Here is a 17487-nt window from a genome sequence, read left to right on the forward strand (position 1 = left end):
GTGGATAAAGGAAATGATTGAACAACCAGTAAACAACCCATTAACGGTTACAATGCTAAATGCACAAGCTCAACAAGTAGTAAAACCACTACGCGATAACGTAAAAGCAGCATTAAAAAACTATTTAGCACAATTAAATAATGAAGATCCAACAGAATTATACGAATTAGTATTATCTGAAGTTGAGCATCCAATGCTTGATATGGTGATGCAATATACACGCGGTAACCAAACTCGTGCTGCAACTATGCTTGGCATTAACCGTGGCACATTACGTAAAAAATTAAAAAAATACGGTATGGGTTAATTCTTACTCGGATAAAAAACCTCACTCATCGAAAGATAGTGAGGTTTTTTACGATATTATACTGCCGTTGTTCCATCATCATAGTCTGGACTCAAAATGAACATTTAAAGATAATTAGCCAATATAGGGGAAATGTTAAGGAATTTTTATGGAAACGCCAAAATCCGATAATGTAATGATAAAAAGGCATAATAAAAATCCCTATTGAATTAAAGTTTCAATAGGGATTTTAAGATTTTTAATCAGTAAAAAATTACCAACCTTTTACTACACCATCTTTGAAGTGTTTTTGTGCTTCTTGGAACACTTCTTCAGTTTGATATGCTTTCACAAAGTTTTTCACCTTGTCGCTATCTTGGTTATCTTTACGAGCCACGATGATGTTTACATATGGAGATTCTTTGTCTTCCACAAACACACCGTCATTTGCACTTAAACCGACTTGCCCCGCGTAAGTGTTGTTGACCACCGCTAAATCTACATCATCCAATGCTTTTGCTGCGACCGAAGTATCAACTTCTTGGATTTTTAAGTTTTTCGGGTTTTCAACAATATCAATCGCGGTTGAGAATAGATTTGTGTTGTCTTTTAATTTGATTAAGCCTTGTTTTTCTAACAAGATTAACGCACGTGCAAGGTTACTTGGGTCATTTGGCACAGCTACTACTGCACCATCTTGTAACTCGCTCACTGATTTAATTTTTTTAGAATAACCCGCTAATGGATACACGAATGTGTTACCTACGATAACAAGGTTATCTAAGCCTTTAGATGCCGTATCTTTGTCTAAATATGGTTTATGTTGGAAAGCATTAGCATCTAAATCGCCTTTACTTACCGCTGTGTTTGGTAATGCGTAGTCGTTAAATAAAACGAACTCGACATCTAAACCATATTTTTCTTTTGCGATTTGAGCCGCTTTTTCTGCCACGGTGTGTTCAGGGCCAGACATTACGCCTACTTTGATTTTTTGAGTAGGTTGAGCTGCTGGAGTTTGAGCAGTTTCTGCTTTTTTCTCTTCGTTACAAGCGGTTAAAGCTAATGCTGAAACGAATGCAACAGTTAATACTTTTTTAAAGTTCATAAAATACCTCTAAGAGATGTTGTGTTTAACTTGATCTTAGCGATGATCATATTTCTTCGCCAAATGATCGCCTAGTTTTTGAGAAACCATCACAATGGCCACAATAATGACTGTTGCAATCCATTTCACATAAACCATATTGCGGTGTTCGCCATAACTAATCGCAAGATTACCTAAGCCACCCCCGCCAACAGCGCCAGCCATTGCCGAATAACCAATTAACGCCACAAGCGTTAACGTGATACCGTTAATTAAAATCGGTAAAGATTCTGGCAAATAGAAACGGGTTACTACCTGCCAATTTGTTGCTCCCATTGATTTTGCTGCTTCGGTTAAACCTGCAGGAATTTCAAGCAAGGCATTTGCAGTTAAGCGTGCAAAGAATGGAATAGCTGACACACTTAATGGCACGATTGCTGCCGTTGTGCCTAATGTTGTTCCGACAATTAAACGGGTGAAAGGCAACAGCACAATTAACAAAATAATAAACGGCACAGAACGACCGATATTGATAATAATATCTAAAAATTGGTATGCACGTTGGTTCTCTAAAATCTCGCCTTTAGCTGTTAAGAAAGCAAAAAAACCGATTGGCAAGCCAATTACCACAGAAAGCAATGTTGCAACAAAGCCCATATAAATGGTTTCTACCGTTGATGAAGCCACGAGTTGCCACATCTGCGGAGTAAGCTCATTGAGAAAATCATTCCACATAACCTAGCACCTCAACTTTTACGTTATTATCAATTAAATAGAATCTTGCTTCTGAAATCGCATCTTCTTCGCCGGTGACCTCCGCAATCACAAAGCCGAATTTTACACCACCTGCATAATCAATTTGCGACATCAAAATACTAAAATCAATGCCGAAGCGTTTTGAAGCGTGCGAGAGCAATGGTGCATCAACCGAACGCCCTGTAAATTCAAACTTAATAATCGGTTTGTTTTTCTCTGCGGTTGGTTGAGCAGAAAGTTGTTCCATATACTCTTGCGGAAGCTCAATATGGAAGGTCGATTGAATAAATTTCTGAGCCAGTACGGTTTTCGGATTAGAGAAAATTTCACTTACTGACCCCGTTTCAATCAGCTGACCTTTATCAATCACCGCCACACGATCACAAATACGTTTGACCACTTCCATTTCGTGGGTAATCAACAAGATAGTTAAGCCTAAACGTTTATTGATGTCTTTTAAAAGTTGCAAGATCGATTGCGTGGTTGCAGGATCTAGTGCACTGGTTGCCTCATCACAAAGCAATACTTTTGGGTTAGAAGCTAACGCACGAGCAATAGCGACACGCTGTTTTTGACCACCAGATAAATTACTTGGGTAAACATCTTTACGCTCGGTTAAACCGACTAATTCAAGCAACTCATTCACTTTCTTCTCAAGCTGCTCTTTTGGCGTATTATTTAAACGCAATGGCAACGCCACGTTTTCAAATACGGTTTGCGAAGAAAGCAAATTAAAATGCTGGAAAATCATTGCAATGTTGCGGCGAGCTAAAATCAGATCTTTATCTGACATTGCGGTTAAATCTTGTCCATCGACAATCACTTGCCCAATGGTTGGGCGTTCTAATAAATTCACGCAACGAATCAGTGTACTCTTCCCTGCCCCAGAAGCTCCAATTACGCCGTAAATTGTGCTTTTCGGAACTTCAAGGTTTACATTGTCAAGGGCAGTAATTTTTTTGCCCTTCACCTCAAATTGTTTGCTGATATTTTTCAGCTCAATCATAAATTTATCCACACACTTGTTAAAATATTTCGGTTATTTTAGACGTCTAGAATGCTATGTCAATTCACCTTGCTTATTTTTTTATTCAAAAATGGAATAAAGACAAACTAAACTGCCCATTTTTACTGAAATTAAGCGATCAAATCAGGATTATTTCGCTGCATTTTGACATCAATATAGCTACAACTTGGCTTGATTTTAAGCTGATTTTGTTTAGCAAACTCAATTACGGCAGAATAGAGTTTCCCAGCAATCCCCTTGCCTTGAAAGGCTTCATCCACTTTTGTGGTAAATACATCAATCACATCATCACGAATATAACGATAGCGTAATTTGCCCATTTTTACTTCACCTTCAAAATAACTAAATTCGCCTTGTTCTGCGTTATGAATAATTTGCATACTTTGCTCCTAAAAATTTCACTTTGTAAAAAATTTGTAGAAATACACCGCTTGCTAATGAAAAAAGCAAACGTTTGCGTTATAATCTCGCCCGATTTTTTTATTTTAATCTATATTAAAGGGAACTCAAAATGGCGATTCAACAAGCGTTATTAAGTGTGTCTGATAAAAAAGGCATTGTGGAATTTGCACAAGGGCTGGTGGCTCGTGGTGTAAAATTGCTTTCAACAGGCGGAACAGCAAAATTACTTGCTGAAGCAGGCTTGCCTGTGACTGAAGTGTCAGACTACACGGGTTTCCCTGAAATGATGGATGGGCGCGTAAAAACTCTTCATCCGAAAGTACACGGTGGGATTTTAGGGCGTCGCAGCATCGATGATGAAGTAATGAACCAACACGGTATTGAGTGCATTGATATGGTGGTGGTGAATCTTTATCCGTTCGCTGCAACGGTCGCAAAACCAGATTGCACCCTTGAAGATGCGGTAGAAAATATCGACATTGGCGGTCCAACAATGGTGCGTTCTGCAGCGAAAAATCACAAAGATGTAGCGATTGTGGTAAATAATGGCGATTTCGATGCAATTTTAGCAGAGATGGATCAAAACGAGAATAATCTGACCTTAGCTACTCGCTTTAACCTTGCAATTAAAGCCTTTGAACACACTGCGCAATACGACAGTATGATTGCCAACTACTTCGGACAAAAAGTGCCACCTTATCAAGGGGCAGAGGACGAAGATTTAACCCAAGTTTGCGGTCAATTTCCACGTACGCTAAACCTCAATTTTGTGCGTAAACAAACGATGCGTTATGGAGAAAATGCTCACCAAAATGCCGCATTCTATGTAGAAAATGAAGTGAAAGAGGCTTCCGTTTCAACCGCAAAACAATTACAAGGTAAAGCTCTTTCTTACAACAACATTGCTGATACCGATGCCGCACTTGAATGCGTAAAAGAGTTTGAGCAGCCAGCTTGTGTAATAGTGAAACACGCGAATCCGTGTGGGGTGGCATTAGGTGAAAACATTTTAGAGGCCTATGATCGCGCCTATCAAACCGACCCAACATCTGCGTTCGGAGGCATTATCGCTTTCAACCGTGAGTTAGATGGCACAACGGCACAAACTATTGCAGATCGTCAATTCGTAGAAGTCATCATCGCACCAAGCGTTTCTGCTGAAGCGAAAGAGGCACTGGCGAAAAAGAAAAATGTTCGCGTATTAGAATGTGGCGAATTTAGCCAAGCACAAAAACGCTTAGACTTCAAACGTGTAAATGGTGGCTTGTTAGTGCAAGAAGCGGATCAAGGTTCAGTATCGCTTGCAGATTTGAAAGTGGTTTCTAAACGCCAACCAACCCAAGCAGAACTTGAAGACTTACTCTTCTGCTGGAAGGTCGCGAAATATGTGAAATCGAATGCGATTGTGTATGCGAAAAACGGACAAACCATCGGTATTGGTGCGGGGCAAATGAGCCGTGTTTATTCCGCAAAAATTGCAGGTATTAAAGCCGAAGATGGAGGCTTGCAAGTGGCGGGGTGTGTGATGGCATCAGATGCTTTCTTCCCATTCCGTGATGGCATTGATGCAGCTGCAAAAGTGGGCATTACTTGCGTAATTCACCCAGGTGGTTCAATGCGTGATCAGGAAGTGATTGATGCAGCAGATGAACACGGAATGGCGATGGTATTAACAGGAATGAGACATTTCCGTCATTAATCCACCATTTGAATGTACAGGATATAAACAAAAAAGGGAGAATAACCACGTTATTTTCCCTTTTTGCTCTATATGCCTATATTAACGCACTTCAATTAGCGGTCTATTTTCATCCATTTCTAACAAACGCCCTACTCGGAAAAGTGGCACATTCATTGTGTTTGCAATTTGTTGGATTTTTTCGACCGCTTGTGACTCAACCGCCACCAATAAACCACCAGAAGTTTGCGGATCACACAAAATTGTTTTCTGCTTGTCCGTCAATGGTGAAATCAAATGCCCGTAGCTTTCAAAGTTGCGGTTTGTACCACCCGGTACAGAGCCTTGCGCAATATAATCTTGCACGCCATCAAGCGTTTGAATATGAGCAAAATCGACCTCTGCTCGCAAATTTGAGCCTTCGCACACTTCTTTTAAATGTCCCAACAAGCCAAAACCTGTGACATCCGTCATCGCTTTCACCTCATCCAATTTGGAGAATTCTGCACCAATCAAGTTCATTTGACACATCGCATCTCGTGCTAAATGTTGATGCTCAGGCTTCAAAATTCCCCGTTTTTCTGCGGTTGTCAAAATACCAATACCAAGTGGTTTGGTTAAGAAGAGTTCACAACCTGCGGTTGCCGAAGCGTTGCGTTTCACTTTTTCAGTTGGAATAACGCCCGTTACCGCTAAACCAAAAATTGGCTCAGGCGCATCGATGGAGTGTCCGCCTGCCAAAGCAATGCCCGCTGTGGCACAAGCTGCTCGTCCGCCTTCTACAATTTGTTGCGCGACTTCTGCAGGGAGTTTGTTGATAGGGAAGCCTAAAATCGCAATTGCCATAATCGGCTTACCGCCCATCGCAAAAATATCGCTAATTGCATTGGTTGCAGCAATTCGTCCAAAATCAAATGGGTCATCGACGATTGGCATAAAGAAATCGGTGGTGCTGATAATGCCTACACCGTTGCCAATGTCGTAAACTGCTGCATCATCTGCGGTTTCGTTACCAACTAATAAATTCGGGTCGATAAATTTTTCGAGTTCGCTATGTAAAATTGTCCCTAACACCTTAGGCGAAATTTTACAGCCTCAACCTGCACCGTGACTAAATTGCGTTAAACGTACTTGTTCGGTCATCTCGCCTCCTTATCCATAAAATCATTATGAGCATTTTACCAGAAGTAACACAAGCGGTCGATTTTCTGTAATAAATCTTCTCTTACACAATTTCATTTGTTGTAAAGAAATAAGCGATTTCATGCTCTGCTGATTCAACAGAATCAGAACCGTGCACGGAATTTTCACGTCCGCTTAATGCGTACATTTTGCGAAGCGTCCCTTGTTTTTGATCTTCTGGTTTTGTTGCTCCCATTAAAGCACGATAATTTGCTACTGCGTTTTCGCCTTCCAGAACCACAGCAACCACAGGGGCTGAAATCATAAAATCAATGAGCGAGGTAAAATATTCGCGCCCTTGATGTTCTGCATAAAAACCTTCCGCTTGTTCACGGGTAAGTTGGATTTTTTTCAAGGCCTTAATGGTTAAACCTGCATCTTCTAAATGCGATAAAATTTTGCCGATTAAATGGCGTTTCGTCGCATCTGGTTTAATTAAGCATAAAGTTTGTTGGATCATTCTTTTCTCCATTATTTTAGTCATAAAATAAGCATATAAGTAAGCGGTGATATTTTAGCAAAAATATGACAAATATTTGCGATAGATCAAATTAAAGTGTATTAACTGACTATTTTTTGCTAGAATTTACAGCGAGTTTTAACTCAAGTTTTACCTATTTTTATTTGAGGATAACAATAATGGCATACACATTACCAGAATTAGGCTACGCATATGATGCATTAGAGCCACATTTCGATGCAAGAACAATGGAAATTCACCATTCTAAACATCACCAAACTTATGTAAATAATGCAAATGCAGCATTAGAAGCATATCCAGAATTATTAGAACAATGCCCAGGTAAATTAATTTCAAACCTTGAGCAAGTTCCAGCAGAAAAACGTGTTGCGGTACGTAACAATGTGGGCGGTCACGTAAACCATACGTTACTCTGGAAAGGTTTAAAAACTGGCACAACTTTACAAGGTGCATTAAAAGACGCAATTGAGCGTGATTTCGGTTCTGTTGAAGCATTCCAAGCACAATTTGAACAAGCTGCAGCAACTCGTTTCGGTTCAGGCTGGGCATGGTTAGTGTTAGAAGAGGGCAAATTAGCCGTTGTTTCAACTGCAAACCAAGATTCTCCGTTAATGGGTAAAGCAGAGGCTGGCGTTTCAGGCTACCCAATCTTAGGCTTAGACGTTTGGGAACACGCTTACTATTTAAACTACCAAAACCGCCGTGCAGACTACATCAAAGCCTTCTGGAACGTCGTAAACTGGGATGAAGCAGCTCGCCGTTTTGAAGATAAAGTAAACACTTGCGGTTGTGCTAAATAATTAAAAATTAATCTTATATCATTTACCTAGTAAGTAACGCGGATAAAGTAATGGATTTAACTTTATCCGCTTTTTTATTTTCCATTTTCCTTTCTCTTTCATTTATTTAGCAATTTATTTTAAATTGATAGGTAAAAACCATTTGAATATAGTGGTTTTTAGATAGAAAATGCGAGCCATTTTCATTAAATAACCATAAAAAATAAAAGGAGAAAAGCATGAGCAAAAAGTTTTCGCTCAACATCATTACATTATCATTACTGGGGGTAGCCCAATTTGCTTCTGCAGATTTAGTACTAGATGAAATCCAGGTAAAGTCTAGCGAAGTGAGTAACGATAAGAAGCCTTTCACTGAAGCCAAAGCCAAAAGTACGCGTGAAAATGTCTTTAAGGAAACCCAAACCATTGACCAAGTGATTCGGAGTATTCCTGGGGCATTTACTCAACAAGATAAAGGCTCGGGTGTCGTTTCTGTAAATATTCGTGGCGAAAATGGATTAGGTCGTGTCAATACGATGGTTGATGGTGTAACCCAGACCTTCTATTCTACAGCCTTAGACTCTGGTCAATCAGGTGGGAGTTCTCAATTTGGTGCGGCAATCGATCCTAATTTTATTGCAGGTGTAGATGTCAATAAAAGTAACTTTTCGGGAGCAAGCGGTATAAATGCGTTAGCGGGCAGTGCTAATTTTAGAACATTAGGCGTTAATGATGTCATTACCGATGACAAACAATTTGGCTTTATTCTGAAAGGAATGACAGGAAGCAATGCTACTAAATCCAATTTTATGACGATGGCTGCAAGCAGAAAATGGCTTGATAATGGTGGCTATATAGGCATGGTGTACGGTTATAGCCAACGTGAAGTTTCACAAGATTATCGTATCGGTGGCGGAGAACGATTAGCATCATTAGGGCAGGGTGTTCTAGCTAAAGAGAAAGAAAAGATTTTTCGTAATGATGGTTATGTTTTAAATTCTGCTGGACAATGGGCTCCTGATTTAAATCAAAATTCTTGGACTTGTAATACTAAAAATCCTTATTTAGCAGATACAAGAGTAATAGAGGGTTTTACGCCTGATTGCAAATATATTGCATTCCCAAAAAGCCCAACAACTATAAAGAGAAAAAAAATACTTAAAGATATAGATGATGGTAAGCCTTTACAAGATATACCAGAACTACAAGCAGACATAAAAGAGACTGATGATAGCTTTGAACGCAATAAAGATCAATATGATGTTGCACCTATTGAACCTGGCAGTTTGCAATCTCGTTCACGTAGCCATTTGTTAAAATTTGAATATGGCGATGATCACCATACTTTAGGGGCACAATTACGCACGTTGGATAATAAAATTGGCTCACGTAAAATAGAAAACCGTAATTACCAATTCAATTATAACTTTAATGATCACAACTATCTCGATCTTAATTTAATGGCTGCACATAACATTGGTAAAACCATTTATCCTAAGGGTGGCTTTTTTGCTGGCTGGCAAGTGGCAGACAAACTTATTACCAAAAATGTCGCAAATATTGTTGATATAAATAACAGCTATACCTTCTTATTGCCAAAAGAAATCGATTTAAAAACCACATTAGGTTTTAACTATTTTACCAATGAATACAATAAAAACCGCTTTCCTGAAGAATTAAGTTTGTTTTATGTGAATGAATCACACGATCAAGGCTCATATTCACTCAGTAATAAAGGGAGATATTCTGGCTCAAAAGGTTTATTACCACAACGTTCAGTAATCTTACAACCTTCTGGCAAGCAAAAATTTAAAACAGTGTATTTTGATACCGCACTTTCTAAAGGCATTTATCATTTAGATTACAGCGTGAATTTTACCCATTATGCATTTAACGGTGAGTATGTAGGTTACGAAAATACACCAACACAAATTAATGAACCGATTTTGCATAAATCAGGGCATAAAAAAGCGTTCAATCATTCTGCCACATTAAGTGCTGAGCTAAGCGATTATTTTATGCCATTTTTCACTTATTCTCGCACACACAGAATGCCGAATATTCAAGAGATGTTTTTCTCTCAAGTGTCTGATGCGGGGGTGAATACTCCATTGAAACCTGAACGTGCAGAAACTTATCAACTTGGTTTTAATACCTATAAAAAAGGCGTTTTTACAAAAGAAGATATATTAGGAGTTAAGGTTGTTGGCTATCGTAGTTTTATTAAAAACTATATCCACAATGTGTATGGAGATTGGTCACGAGATGGTGTTATTCCAGAGTGGGCAAGACTCAATGGTTTTCGTCTGACGATTGCTCATCAAAATTATCAACCAATAGTGAAAAAAAGCGGAGCTGAGTTAGAGTTAAATTATGATATGGGGCGTTTTTTTGCGAATTTCTCTTATGCTTATCAACGTACAAATCAACCAACTAATTATGCCGATGCTAGCTCACGTCCGCGTAATGCTTCAAAAGAAGAGATTTTGAAACAAGGTTATGGTTTATCACGTATCACTATGTTACCAAAGGACTACGGTAGATTAGAGCTTGGCACACGTTGGTTTGATCAAAAATTAACTTTTGGTATCGCAGCCCGTTACTATGGAAAAAGTAAGCGTGCTACAACTCAAGAAGAATATATCAACGGATCTCACTTTGAATTAAATACCGCGGGTGATAGAACTTACTATGCCGTTAAGAAAACGGAAGAGATTGAAAAACAACCGATTATTTTAGATTTACACGTCAGCTATGAACCAATCAAAGATTTGATTATTAAAGCAGAAGTACAAAATCTGTTAGATAAACGTTATGTCGATCCATTGGATGCTGGAAATGACGCGGCTTCGCAACGTTATTATTCAAGTTTAAATGATTCTTTAGCCTGTAAAATAAATGAATCAACCTGTAATGATGGTTCAGATAAATCTGTACTTTATAACTTTGCACGTGGAAGAACTTTTATTATGAGTTTGAATTATAAATTTTAGGTCATATAGGAAAATTGGAGTGTAATTTAGAGTAATAATAGAACTTATTTTAAGATAAAAAATAACCCTATAGCAAAAGGGCTATAGGGTAAATCTTTTGTTCTAATTCTGGAGGTAAGAATCACTGTTTTACAAAAGGAGACAAATAAAACAAGAACAAAAGCAAAACTAAAGGAAAATAGTTGGCTCCTCCTGCGGGACTCGAACCTGCGACATATGGATTAACAGTCCACCGTTCTACCGACTGAACTAAGGAGGAACAAAACGGTGTGCATTTTAGGCTAAAACGTTTTAGCTGTCAAATAAATTATTTCATAAATAAAATTATAAGTAATATTAGCCTTATTTATGTGATTTTATGCCATCTAACATGATGCTGTGCAAACCTGACAACTCGGCATTTTCGGTAGATTCATCTCGCGCATAGAAAAATGCAAGCCATCAATAATCAACAATTTCCCCGCTAAGGTTTTACCAATATTGAGTAAAACCTTGATGGTTTCCAATGCCTGCAAACTGCCGATCACCCCCACAATGGGAGAAATCACGCCTGCTTCCACGCAGCTTAACGTATCACTGCCAAAAAGCTGGCTTAAACATTGGTAGCAGGCTTCGTTTTTGGCATAAGTAAACACAGAAATCTGCCCTTCAAAGCGGATTGCAGAACCTGAAACAAGCGGTCGTTTTTGTTCAAAACATTGTAGATTGAGCTGATTACGCACTTCTACATTATCGGTACAATCCACTACCACATCTACTTGCTTGATGAATTCAGCAAATTCCGCATCATCACATTTTTTTACGACCGCTTGCACCTCAATGTTTGGGTTAATCGCTTGCAAACGCACCTTTGCCACTTCCGCTTTGGTCTTGCCAATATCGGCATCAGTGTAAAGAATTTGACGTTGCAGATTAGAAAGTGAGATAGTATCGAAATCCACAAAAATGATTTTGCCTACACCTGCACTGGCTAAATATTGGCTTGCAGCACAGCCTAAACCACCCGCACCAACAATCAGCACGCAGCTAGCTTTCAGTTTCTCTTGCCCGTCAAAATCCACTGCTTTTAGGCTGATTTGGCGGTTATAACGCAACATTTCGTGATCGGTTAATTCCATTATTTAACCGCCACTATTTCAATAAGCCATTAAACGGTTGAATGGTCACTTTTTCGCCCACTTGTACATTGCCACGCTCGGCTTCAAGTACGATAAAACAATTACTTTCATAGAAAGCACTAAAAATATGCGAACCTTGCTGCCCGACTGGTTTTACCATCAATTCGCCTTGTTCGTTGATGAAATAAAAACCACGTTGGAAGTCTTGGCGCCCCACTGCTTTTTTCAAATTGGTTGCCGCACAAGCGGTCATTTTTGGCATTAAATTTGCAAGATAGTCTGCATTCAAACCAGCAAGTTGAGATAAGGCAGGCTGTACTAATTGGTAGAAAGTCACCAACGCAGAAACAGGGTTGCCTGGTAAGCCAAAGAAGATGGTTTGTTTTTCACCCTCATTGCCTAAAAAACCGAAAGCAAATGGCTTACCTGGTTTCATTGCGATTTTCCAGAAGGCGATTTCGCCCAATTTTTCGAGCACATCTTTGGTAAAATCCGCCTCACCGACTGACACGCCACCGCTAGTAATTAATACATCTGCAGCTTGTTGAGCTTTCATAAAAGTCTCTTCGAAAATTTTCGGATCGTCAGGCAAAATGCCAAAATCTAAAATCTCACAATTCAATTTCTCAAGCATTAAACGTACCGCAAAACGGTTGGTATCATAAATTTGTCCTGCAGCAAGCAATTTGCCGACGCTCACTAGCTCATCACCTGTCGAAAGAATCGCCACTTTAGTACGTTTAAATACCTCAACTTCTGCAATACCAAGCGATGCTAACAATGGCAAACTCGCCACGTTTAATAGGCTACCTTTGGCAAGCACAAGATTACCTTTTGCCACATCTTCGCCCACGCGACGGATATTTTGCCCAAGTTTAATTTCATTGGTAAAACGGATCTGATTTTCTCCCGCTTGTTCGGTTTCTTCTTGCATAATCACCGCATCACAGCCTGTAGGAATCATTGCACCCGTCATAATGCGGACACATTCGCCCGCCTGAGTTTCACCCTCAAATGGCTTGCCCGCAAAGGATTTGCCTGCGATATTAAAAGCGGTAAACTTTTCTAAATCAGCAAACTTGATCGCATAGCCATCCATTGCAGAATTATCAAAACTTGGGACGTTAATTGGCGAGATAATATCTTGAGCTAATACACGATTAGTACAGTTGTTTAAGGAAAGTGTTTCAGTTTCTGTTGGTTGTGGCAGTTGTGCCAACATATTGGAAAGTGCTTCGTTGAGAGGTAAAAGTGCCATTTTATTTTCCTTATGAAAATAGACTTAAATTCTACCTTGTAGTGTGTGTGAACAAAGTTCACGCACCAAGTTGGATATGTTACGTGCGTGAATTTTTCAAATTCATACTCCCTACAAGTTAAAGAGAAAGGGCATAAAAACGCCCTTTTTTCTTAGTTTACCCGATTTTCACTGATTATGCACTTGCACTGATATTGTGAATTTCTAAATTACCCGATTGAGCCGCATTTTTCGCTTTGGCTTTATCATTACGAGCATTGGCAATAGCATCTAAATAGGCTTTGTTCACATCGCCTGTGATGTATTCGCCCGTAAAGACAGATGCGTCAAAGTTTTTGATGGTAGGATTTTCAAGTTGTACCGCTTTAAAGAGTGAAGATAAATCTTGGAAAATCAATTTATCTACACCAATCATCTCTGCGATTTGATCCACATCACGATGGTAAGCGACTAACTCTTCGCTGGTTGGCATATCAATGCCGTATACGTTTGGATAGCGAATTTCTGGTGCAGCCGATGCGAAATAGACTTTTTTTGCCCCTGCTACACGCGCCATTTCGACAATCTGTTCAGAGGTTGTACCGCGCACGATAGAGTCATCGACTAATAATACATTTTTGTCCTTAAACTCAGCTGCAATCGCATTGAGCTTACGGCGAACAGAACTTTTACGCTGTGCTTGACCTGGCATAATAAAGGTGCGAGCTACATAGCGGTTTTTCACAAAACCTTGACGATATGGTTTGTAAAGCACGTTGGCGATACGCACGGCAATATCATTTGAAGTTTCAGGCACAGGGATAACCACATCAATTTCATCCACAATTCTGCCCCATTCTCGTTTGATTTTTTCGCCCAACATTTCCCCCATATGCACACGAGATGCGTAAACTGAAACGCCATCAATCACAGAATCTGGACGAGCAAAGTAAACGTATTCAAAAATACAAGGATTGAGCGTTGGGTTATCTGCACAAATTTTAGAATGAAGTTCGCCATCGAAAGTAATATAAATCGCTTCACCTGGGAGCACATCACGTTCAAATTCGAAGCCAACAATGTCTAATGCCACACTTTCAGAAGCAAACATATATTCAGTTTTGCCGTCTACCACGCGTTTACCCAATACAAGCGGTCTAATTCCGAACGGATCGCGGAAAGCCACCATACCGTGCCCGATAATCATTGCGATACACGCATAAGCCCCTTTGATGATCTGATTAGTTTTGCGAACGGTTTCAAAAATGTTTTCAGGTAAAAGATATGATGTTGGATATTGATCAAGATAGTGGGCGAAGATGTTTAATAACGCTTCAGAATCAGAGTTGGTGTTCACGTGACGACGTGCCTCGGTGAAAAGCAACGCTTTTAATTCTGCACTGTTGGTTAAGTTGCCATTATGCACGAGCGTTAAACCGAACGGTGAGTTTACATAGAATGGTTGTGCTTCTGAAACGCTTGAGCTGCCCGCAGTTGGATAGCGAACGTGCCCAATCCCTGCATTACCTTGCAAGCGTAACATATGTTCTTGACGGAAAACCTCGCTCACCAAGCCATTAGCTTTACGTAAGCGAAAACAGTTTTCCTCATCAATAGTGACAATACCTGCGGCATCTTGCCCACGGTGTTGAAGTAATGTCAATCCATCATAAATCGCTTGGTTTACAGGCGATCCCCCAATAATCCCGACAATGCCGCACATAAAAAAGTAACCTCTATTTAGTTGAATTTAAGAAACTAGAATTTGCCTGTAATTGCTCAAAGAACCATTGCACAATAAAGTCAAAATGCGGAATGAGTTGCGACTCTTTCCAAAGCTCATTTTGGCTTAACGATGTAAAGGTATCGAGGAAGAAAAGTGCCACGGAGACAATTAAAATCCCACGCAATGCACCAAACGCTCCACCGAGAATACGGTCTGTAGTTGATAAAATGCCTGTGGTTGAAATAATTTTATTTAATAACGCATTGATGACACCGCAAATAATCAGCACAATCACAAAAAGTGCTGTAGCCGCTACGCCATTGCGTAAATATTCTGAATTTTGTAAGTAAATAGAGTTAACTTGGGTAAGGTAACCACTCAAATAAGGATAAAAATTACTTGCTACCCAAAATGCCACTACCCAGCCAGCCAGTGATAATGCCTCACTTACAAAGCCACGCCATAAGCTAATCAGAATAGAAAAAGCAATCAAACCAACGATAATAATATCAACCATAAAAACCTCTACGGGCAATAGCCACCCTATTTTACAAAAAAAGAAAACGTTTGCGTAGTGCAAACTGTTGAAAAAACACCATTATTTTGATGAAAATGAATAAGCGGTCGATTTTGCAGAGTATTTTGCAAATCTTTTCTCTTTTTGACCGCTAAAGGACAATGCCTTTACGATTTTAACCGTAAAGGCATTGGTTGTTATTGTAACGAGAATTTTCTGCAGATTCTACTATAAAAAGTGAAACGAATTTGCTAGACTTTTCTTGGTTAAACAATCATCAGAGGAAGTAAAAAATGTTAGATGGATTCACGCTTGCCGCCTTAATTTTTGTGGTATTTGTAGTGGTTATTTTATATTCCACCGTTAAAACCGTGCCTCAAGGTTATAACTGGACGATTGAACGTTTTGGTCGCTACACTCGCACCTTAATGCCAGGGCTGAATTTAGTCTTGCCGTTTATTGATCGTGTTGGCCGCAAAATCAATATGATGGAACAGGTATTGGATATTCCTTCGCAAGAAGTCATTTCTAAAGACAATGCGAATGTTGCCATTGATGCGGTTTGTTTCGTGCAAGTGATTGATGCTCGCAGTGCAGCATATGAAGTAAACCACCTTGAGCAGGCGATTATCAACTTAACAATGACTAATATTCGTACTGTTTTAGGATCGATGGAATTAGATGAAATGCTCTCACAACGAGATTCAATTAACAGCCGATTACTTGCAATAGTGGATGAAGCAACCAACCCTTGGGGAGTAAAAGTCACTCGTATTGAAATTCGTGATGTACGTCCACCGCGTGAGCTGATTGATTCAATGAATGCTCAAATGAAAGCGGAACGAAATAAACGAGCAGAAGTATTAGAGGCAGAAGGGATTCGCCAGGCTCAAATTTTACGTGCTGAAGGGGAAAAACAGGCGCGTATTTTGAAAGCGGAAGGTGAGCGTCAAGAAGCCTTTTTACAAGCCGAAGCCCGTGAACGTGCTGCTGAAGCGGAGGCAAAAGCAACACAGATGGTTTCAGATGCGATTGCCGATGGCGATACCAAAGCGATTAACTATTTTATTGCTCAAAAATACACTGAAGCACTAAAAGAGATTGGTGGTTCACAAAATAGCAAAGTGGTGTTAATGCCTCTTGAAGCGGGGAATTTAATTGGCTCTGTGACGGGCATTGCTGAATTATTGAGAGGCGAAAAACGTACATAATACATAATATTAGAGGATAACATGATGGATTGGCTCACAACTTGGTCATTATGGCATTGGCTGATTTTCGGGTTCGCTTTATTGATTGGTGAAGTACTCACGCCTGGTGTTTTCTTAATGTGGTGGGGATTTTCTGCTTTAATCACTGCCCTATTACAGTGGCTATTCCCTGCATTACCTCTCTCTGTCTTTGCAATTTTTTATGCTGTTTTAGCCTGTATTCTTTCCGTGATTTGGTGGAAATATCAAAATGAGAAAGATCGCCAAGCACAATCACATTCTAGTTTAAATCAACGCGATCACGCTCTAATTGGTAAATTTGGCACAGTGCAAGAAATTTCACCTAGTGGCATTGGTCGAGGTATCTTTGGTGATACCACTTGGCGAATTCAAGGCGAACAACTCGCTGTAGCTGATTTGATTTATGTTGAGCGAGTGGAAGGAATTACGCTTATTGTCAAAAAGCCCAATAAATAAACAAAAATAAGCGGTGGTATTTTGCAAATGTTTCGCAAAATATAACCGCTTGAATATTTAAATTTCTGGATTGTATCCAACATCTTCCAAACTAGGGTTATTTGCTCCTTGTTTGGCTAGTTCATCACAAATTTCATTTTCACGATGCCCTGAATGCCCTTTTACCCAAATCCACTCTATTTGGTGGCGTTGAATTTCTTGATCTAAAGCTATCCACAAATCTTTATTTTTTACTGGTTTTTTATCACTCGTTTTCCAATCATTTTTTTTCCAGTTAAAAATCCATTTTTGAATGCCATTCTTCATATATTGGCTATCAGAATTTAGCTCGACCATACAAGGTTCTTTTAACATTGATAAAGCTTCAATCACCGCACGTAATTCCATACGGTTATTGGTGGTTTGAAAATACCCTTTGCTCACCGTTTTCTCGTGCTGGTTGTAACGCAGTAAAATCCCAACACCACCTTTTCCTGGATTACCTAAACAAGAACCATCAGTAAAAATTTCGACTTTTTTCATTTTAGTTTTAA

Annotated in this window: 17 protein-coding genes and 1 tRNA gene; 6 read left to right on the plus strand and 12 right to left on the minus strand. The window is 39.4% G+C overall.

What is annotated here, in order from left to right; genetic code table 11:
• Window positions 1–13: 13 nt before the first annotated feature.
• A complete protein-coding gene (gene fis / locus DPV92_RS01440; protein ID WP_005705819.1) occupies window positions 14–307 on the plus strand; it encodes a DNA-binding transcriptional regulator Fis in 294 nt (97 codons plus the stop codon).
• Between the two features lie 253 nt (window positions 308–560).
• Here the strand turns inward: fis and DPV92_RS01445 are convergent, their stop codons facing one another.
• From DPV92_RS01445 to DPV92_RS01460, 4 genes are all read right to left on the minus strand, one after another.
• Complete coding sequence (locus tag DPV92_RS01445; protein ID WP_111353329.1) at window positions 561–1391, minus strand: MetQ/NlpA family lipoprotein; 831 nt, start codon at window positions 1389–1391, stop codon at window positions 561–563.
• A 36-nt stretch (window positions 1392–1427) separates the two neighbouring features.
• Entirely contained in the window at window positions 1428–2105 is a 678-nt protein-coding gene (locus DPV92_RS01450; protein ID WP_111353330.1) for a methionine ABC transporter permease, read from the minus strand.
• A complete protein-coding gene (gene metN / locus DPV92_RS01455; protein ID WP_111353331.1) occupies window positions 2095–3132 on the minus strand; it encodes a methionine ABC transporter ATP-binding protein MetN in 1038 nt (345 codons plus the stop codon). Before metN ends, DPV92_RS01450 begins: the two co-directional genes overlap by 11 nt.
• Window positions 3133–3263: 131 nt before the next feature.
• Window positions 3264–3533, minus strand: a complete 270-nt coding sequence (locus tag DPV92_RS01460) for a GNAT family N-acetyltransferase (RefSeq protein WP_111353332.1) — start codon at window positions 3531–3533, stop codon at window positions 3264–3266.
• Between the two features lie 131 nt (window positions 3534–3664).
• Between DPV92_RS01460 and purH the strand changes: the two genes are divergently transcribed.
• Complete coding sequence (gene purH / locus DPV92_RS01465) at window positions 3665–5254, plus strand: bifunctional phosphoribosylaminoimidazolecarboxamide formyltransferase/IMP cyclohydrolase (protein WP_111353333.1); 1590 nt, start codon at window positions 3665–3667, stop codon at window positions 5252–5254.
• Window positions 5255–5335: 81 nt separating this feature from the next.
• Here the strand turns inward: purH and selD are convergent, their stop codons facing one another.
• On the minus strand, window positions 5336–6376 hold the full coding sequence (gene selD / locus DPV92_RS01470; RefSeq protein WP_111353334.1) for a selenide, water dikinase SelD: 1041 nt from the start codon (window positions 6374–6376) through the stop codon (window positions 5336–5338).
• A gap of 82 nt (window positions 6377–6458) precedes the next feature.
• Window positions 6459–6875, minus strand: coding sequence for a nucleoside-diphosphate kinase (gene ndk / locus DPV92_RS01475; protein WP_111353335.1), 417 nt, complete (start codon window positions 6873–6875; stop codon window positions 6459–6461).
• A gap of 179 nt (window positions 6876–7054) precedes the next feature.
• On the opposite strand from ndk, the gene sodA reads away from it, so the two are divergent.
• Window positions 7055–7696, plus strand: coding sequence for a superoxide dismutase [Mn] (sodA, locus tag DPV92_RS01480; protein ID WP_111353336.1), 642 nt, complete (start codon window positions 7055–7057; stop codon window positions 7694–7696).
• Between the two features lie 218 nt (window positions 7697–7914).
• Window positions 7915–10668 carry a TonB-dependent receptor domain-containing protein gene (locus tag DPV92_RS01485; RefSeq protein ID WP_111353337.1) on the plus strand — a complete coding sequence of 918 codons (2754 nt, stop codon included), beginning with the start codon at window positions 7915–7917 and terminating at the stop codon, window positions 10666–10668.
• A 183-nt stretch (window positions 10669–10851) separates the two neighbouring features.
• On the opposite strand, the gene DPV92_RS01490 is transcribed toward DPV92_RS01485, so the two are convergent.
• The 5 genes from DPV92_RS01490 to DPV92_RS01510 all read right to left on the minus strand — a co-directional run bounded on the left by DPV92_RS01490 (window position 10852) and on the right by DPV92_RS01510 (window position 15266).
• Window positions 10852–10927 (minus strand) — tRNA-Asn (locus tag DPV92_RS01490).
• 106 nt (window positions 10928–11033) lie between these two features.
• On the minus strand, window positions 11034–11786 hold the full coding sequence (moeB, locus tag DPV92_RS01495) for a molybdopterin-synthase adenylyltransferase MoeB (RefSeq protein ID WP_111353338.1): 753 nt from the start codon (window positions 11784–11786) through the stop codon (window positions 11034–11036).
• A 13-nt stretch (window positions 11787–11799) separates the two neighbouring features.
• Window positions 11800–13044 (minus strand): molybdopterin molybdotransferase MoeA, encoded by a 1245-nt coding sequence (gene moeA, locus DPV92_RS01500; RefSeq protein WP_111353339.1) that lies wholly within the window; start codon window positions 13042–13044, stop codon window positions 11800–11802.
• Between the two features lie 175 nt (window positions 13045–13219).
• A complete protein-coding gene (gene purF / locus DPV92_RS01505; RefSeq protein WP_111353340.1) occupies window positions 13220–14746 on the minus strand; it encodes an amidophosphoribosyltransferase in 1527 nt (508 codons plus the stop codon).
• A gap of 13 nt (window positions 14747–14759) precedes the next feature.
• Window positions 14760–15266 (minus strand): CvpA family protein, encoded by a 507-nt coding sequence (locus DPV92_RS01510; RefSeq protein WP_111353341.1) that lies wholly within the window; start codon window positions 15264–15266, stop codon window positions 14760–14762.
• A gap of 293 nt (window positions 15267–15559) precedes the next feature.
• Here DPV92_RS01510 and DPV92_RS01515 point away from each other — a divergent pair, with 293 nt between their 5' ends.
• Together DPV92_RS01515 and DPV92_RS01520 are read left to right on the plus strand one after the other, a co-directional pair.
• On the plus strand, window positions 15560–16477 hold the full coding sequence (locus tag DPV92_RS01515; RefSeq protein ID WP_111353342.1) for an SPFH domain-containing protein: 918 nt from the start codon (window positions 15560–15562) through the stop codon (window positions 16475–16477).
• Between the two features lie 21 nt (window positions 16478–16498).
• On the plus strand, window positions 16499–16954 hold the full coding sequence (locus DPV92_RS01520) for an NfeD family protein (RefSeq protein ID WP_111353343.1): 456 nt from the start codon (window positions 16499–16501) through the stop codon (window positions 16952–16954).
• A gap of 57 nt (window positions 16955–17011) precedes the next feature.
• Here the strand turns inward: DPV92_RS01520 and rnhA are convergent, their stop codons facing one another.
• Window positions 17012–17476: a ribonuclease HI gene (rnhA, locus tag DPV92_RS01525; RefSeq protein WP_111353344.1), complete on the minus strand. Its 465-nt coding sequence runs from the start codon at window positions 17474–17476 to the stop codon at window positions 17012–17014.
• Window positions 17477–17487: the final 11 nt, after the last annotated feature.

The sequence above is a fragment of the Pseudohaemophilus paraphrohaemolyticus genome, from assembly GCF_003253115.1.
Classification (GTDB): domain Bacteria; phylum Pseudomonadota; class Gammaproteobacteria; order Enterobacterales; family Pasteurellaceae; genus Haemophilus_A; species Haemophilus_A paraphrohaemolyticus_A.

Bases quoted from the DNA above. Each gene is read 5' to 3' on its own strand.
- purF (WP_111353340.1), bottom strand. From the start codon at position 14,746: ATGTGCGGCATTGTCGGGATTATTGGGGGATCGCCTGTAAACCAAGCG.
- DPV92_RS01450 (WP_111353330.1), bottom strand. From the start codon at position 2,105: ATGTGGAATGATTTTCTCAATGAGCTTACTCCGCAGATGTGGCAACTC.
- DPV92_RS01515 (WP_111353342.1), top strand. From the start codon at position 15,560: ATGTTAGATGGATTCACGCTTGCCGCCTTAATTTTTGTGGTATTTGTA.
- moeB (WP_111353338.1), bottom strand. From the start codon at position 11,786: ATGGAATTAACCGATCACGAAATGTTGCGTTATAACCGCCAAATCAGC.
- DPV92_RS01510 (WP_111353341.1), bottom strand. From the start codon at position 15,266: ATGGTTGATATTATTATCGTTGGTTTGATTGCTTTTTCTATTCTGATT.
- ndk (WP_111353335.1), bottom strand. From the start codon at position 6,875: ATGATCCAACAAACTTTATGCTTAATTAAACCAGATGCGACGAAACGC.
- DPV92_RS01460 (WP_111353332.1), bottom strand. From the start codon at position 3,533: ATGCAAATTATTCATAACGCAGAACAAGGCGAATTTAGTTATTTTGAA.
- sodA (WP_111353336.1), top strand. From the start codon at position 7,055: ATGGCATACACATTACCAGAATTAGGCTACGCATATGATGCATTAGAG.
- metN (WP_111353331.1), bottom strand. From the start codon at position 3,132: ATGATTGAGCTGAAAAATATCAGCAAACAATTTGAGGTGAAGGGCAAA.
- DPV92_RS01485 (WP_111353337.1), top strand. From the start codon at position 7,915: ATGAGCAAAAAGTTTTCGCTCAACATCATTACATTATCATTACTGGGG.
- fis (WP_005705819.1), top strand. From the start codon at position 14: ATGATTGAACAACCAGTAAACAACCCATTAACGGTTACAATGCTAAAT.
- DPV92_RS01520 (WP_111353343.1), top strand. From the start codon at position 16,499: ATGATGGATTGGCTCACAACTTGGTCATTATGGCATTGGCTGATTTTC.
- DPV92_RS01445 (WP_111353329.1), bottom strand. From the start codon at position 1,391: ATGAACTTTAAAAAAGTATTAACTGTTGCATTCGTTTCAGCATTAGCT.
- rnhA (WP_111353344.1), bottom strand. From the start codon at position 17,476: ATGAAAAAAGTCGAAATTTTTACTGATGGTTCTTGTTTAGGTAATCCA.
- purH (WP_111353333.1), top strand. From the start codon at position 3,665: ATGGCGATTCAACAAGCGTTATTAAGTGTGTCTGATAAAAAAGGCATT.
- moeA (WP_111353339.1), bottom strand. From the start codon at position 13,044: ATGGCACTTTTACCTCTCAACGAAGCACTTTCCAATATGTTGGCACAA.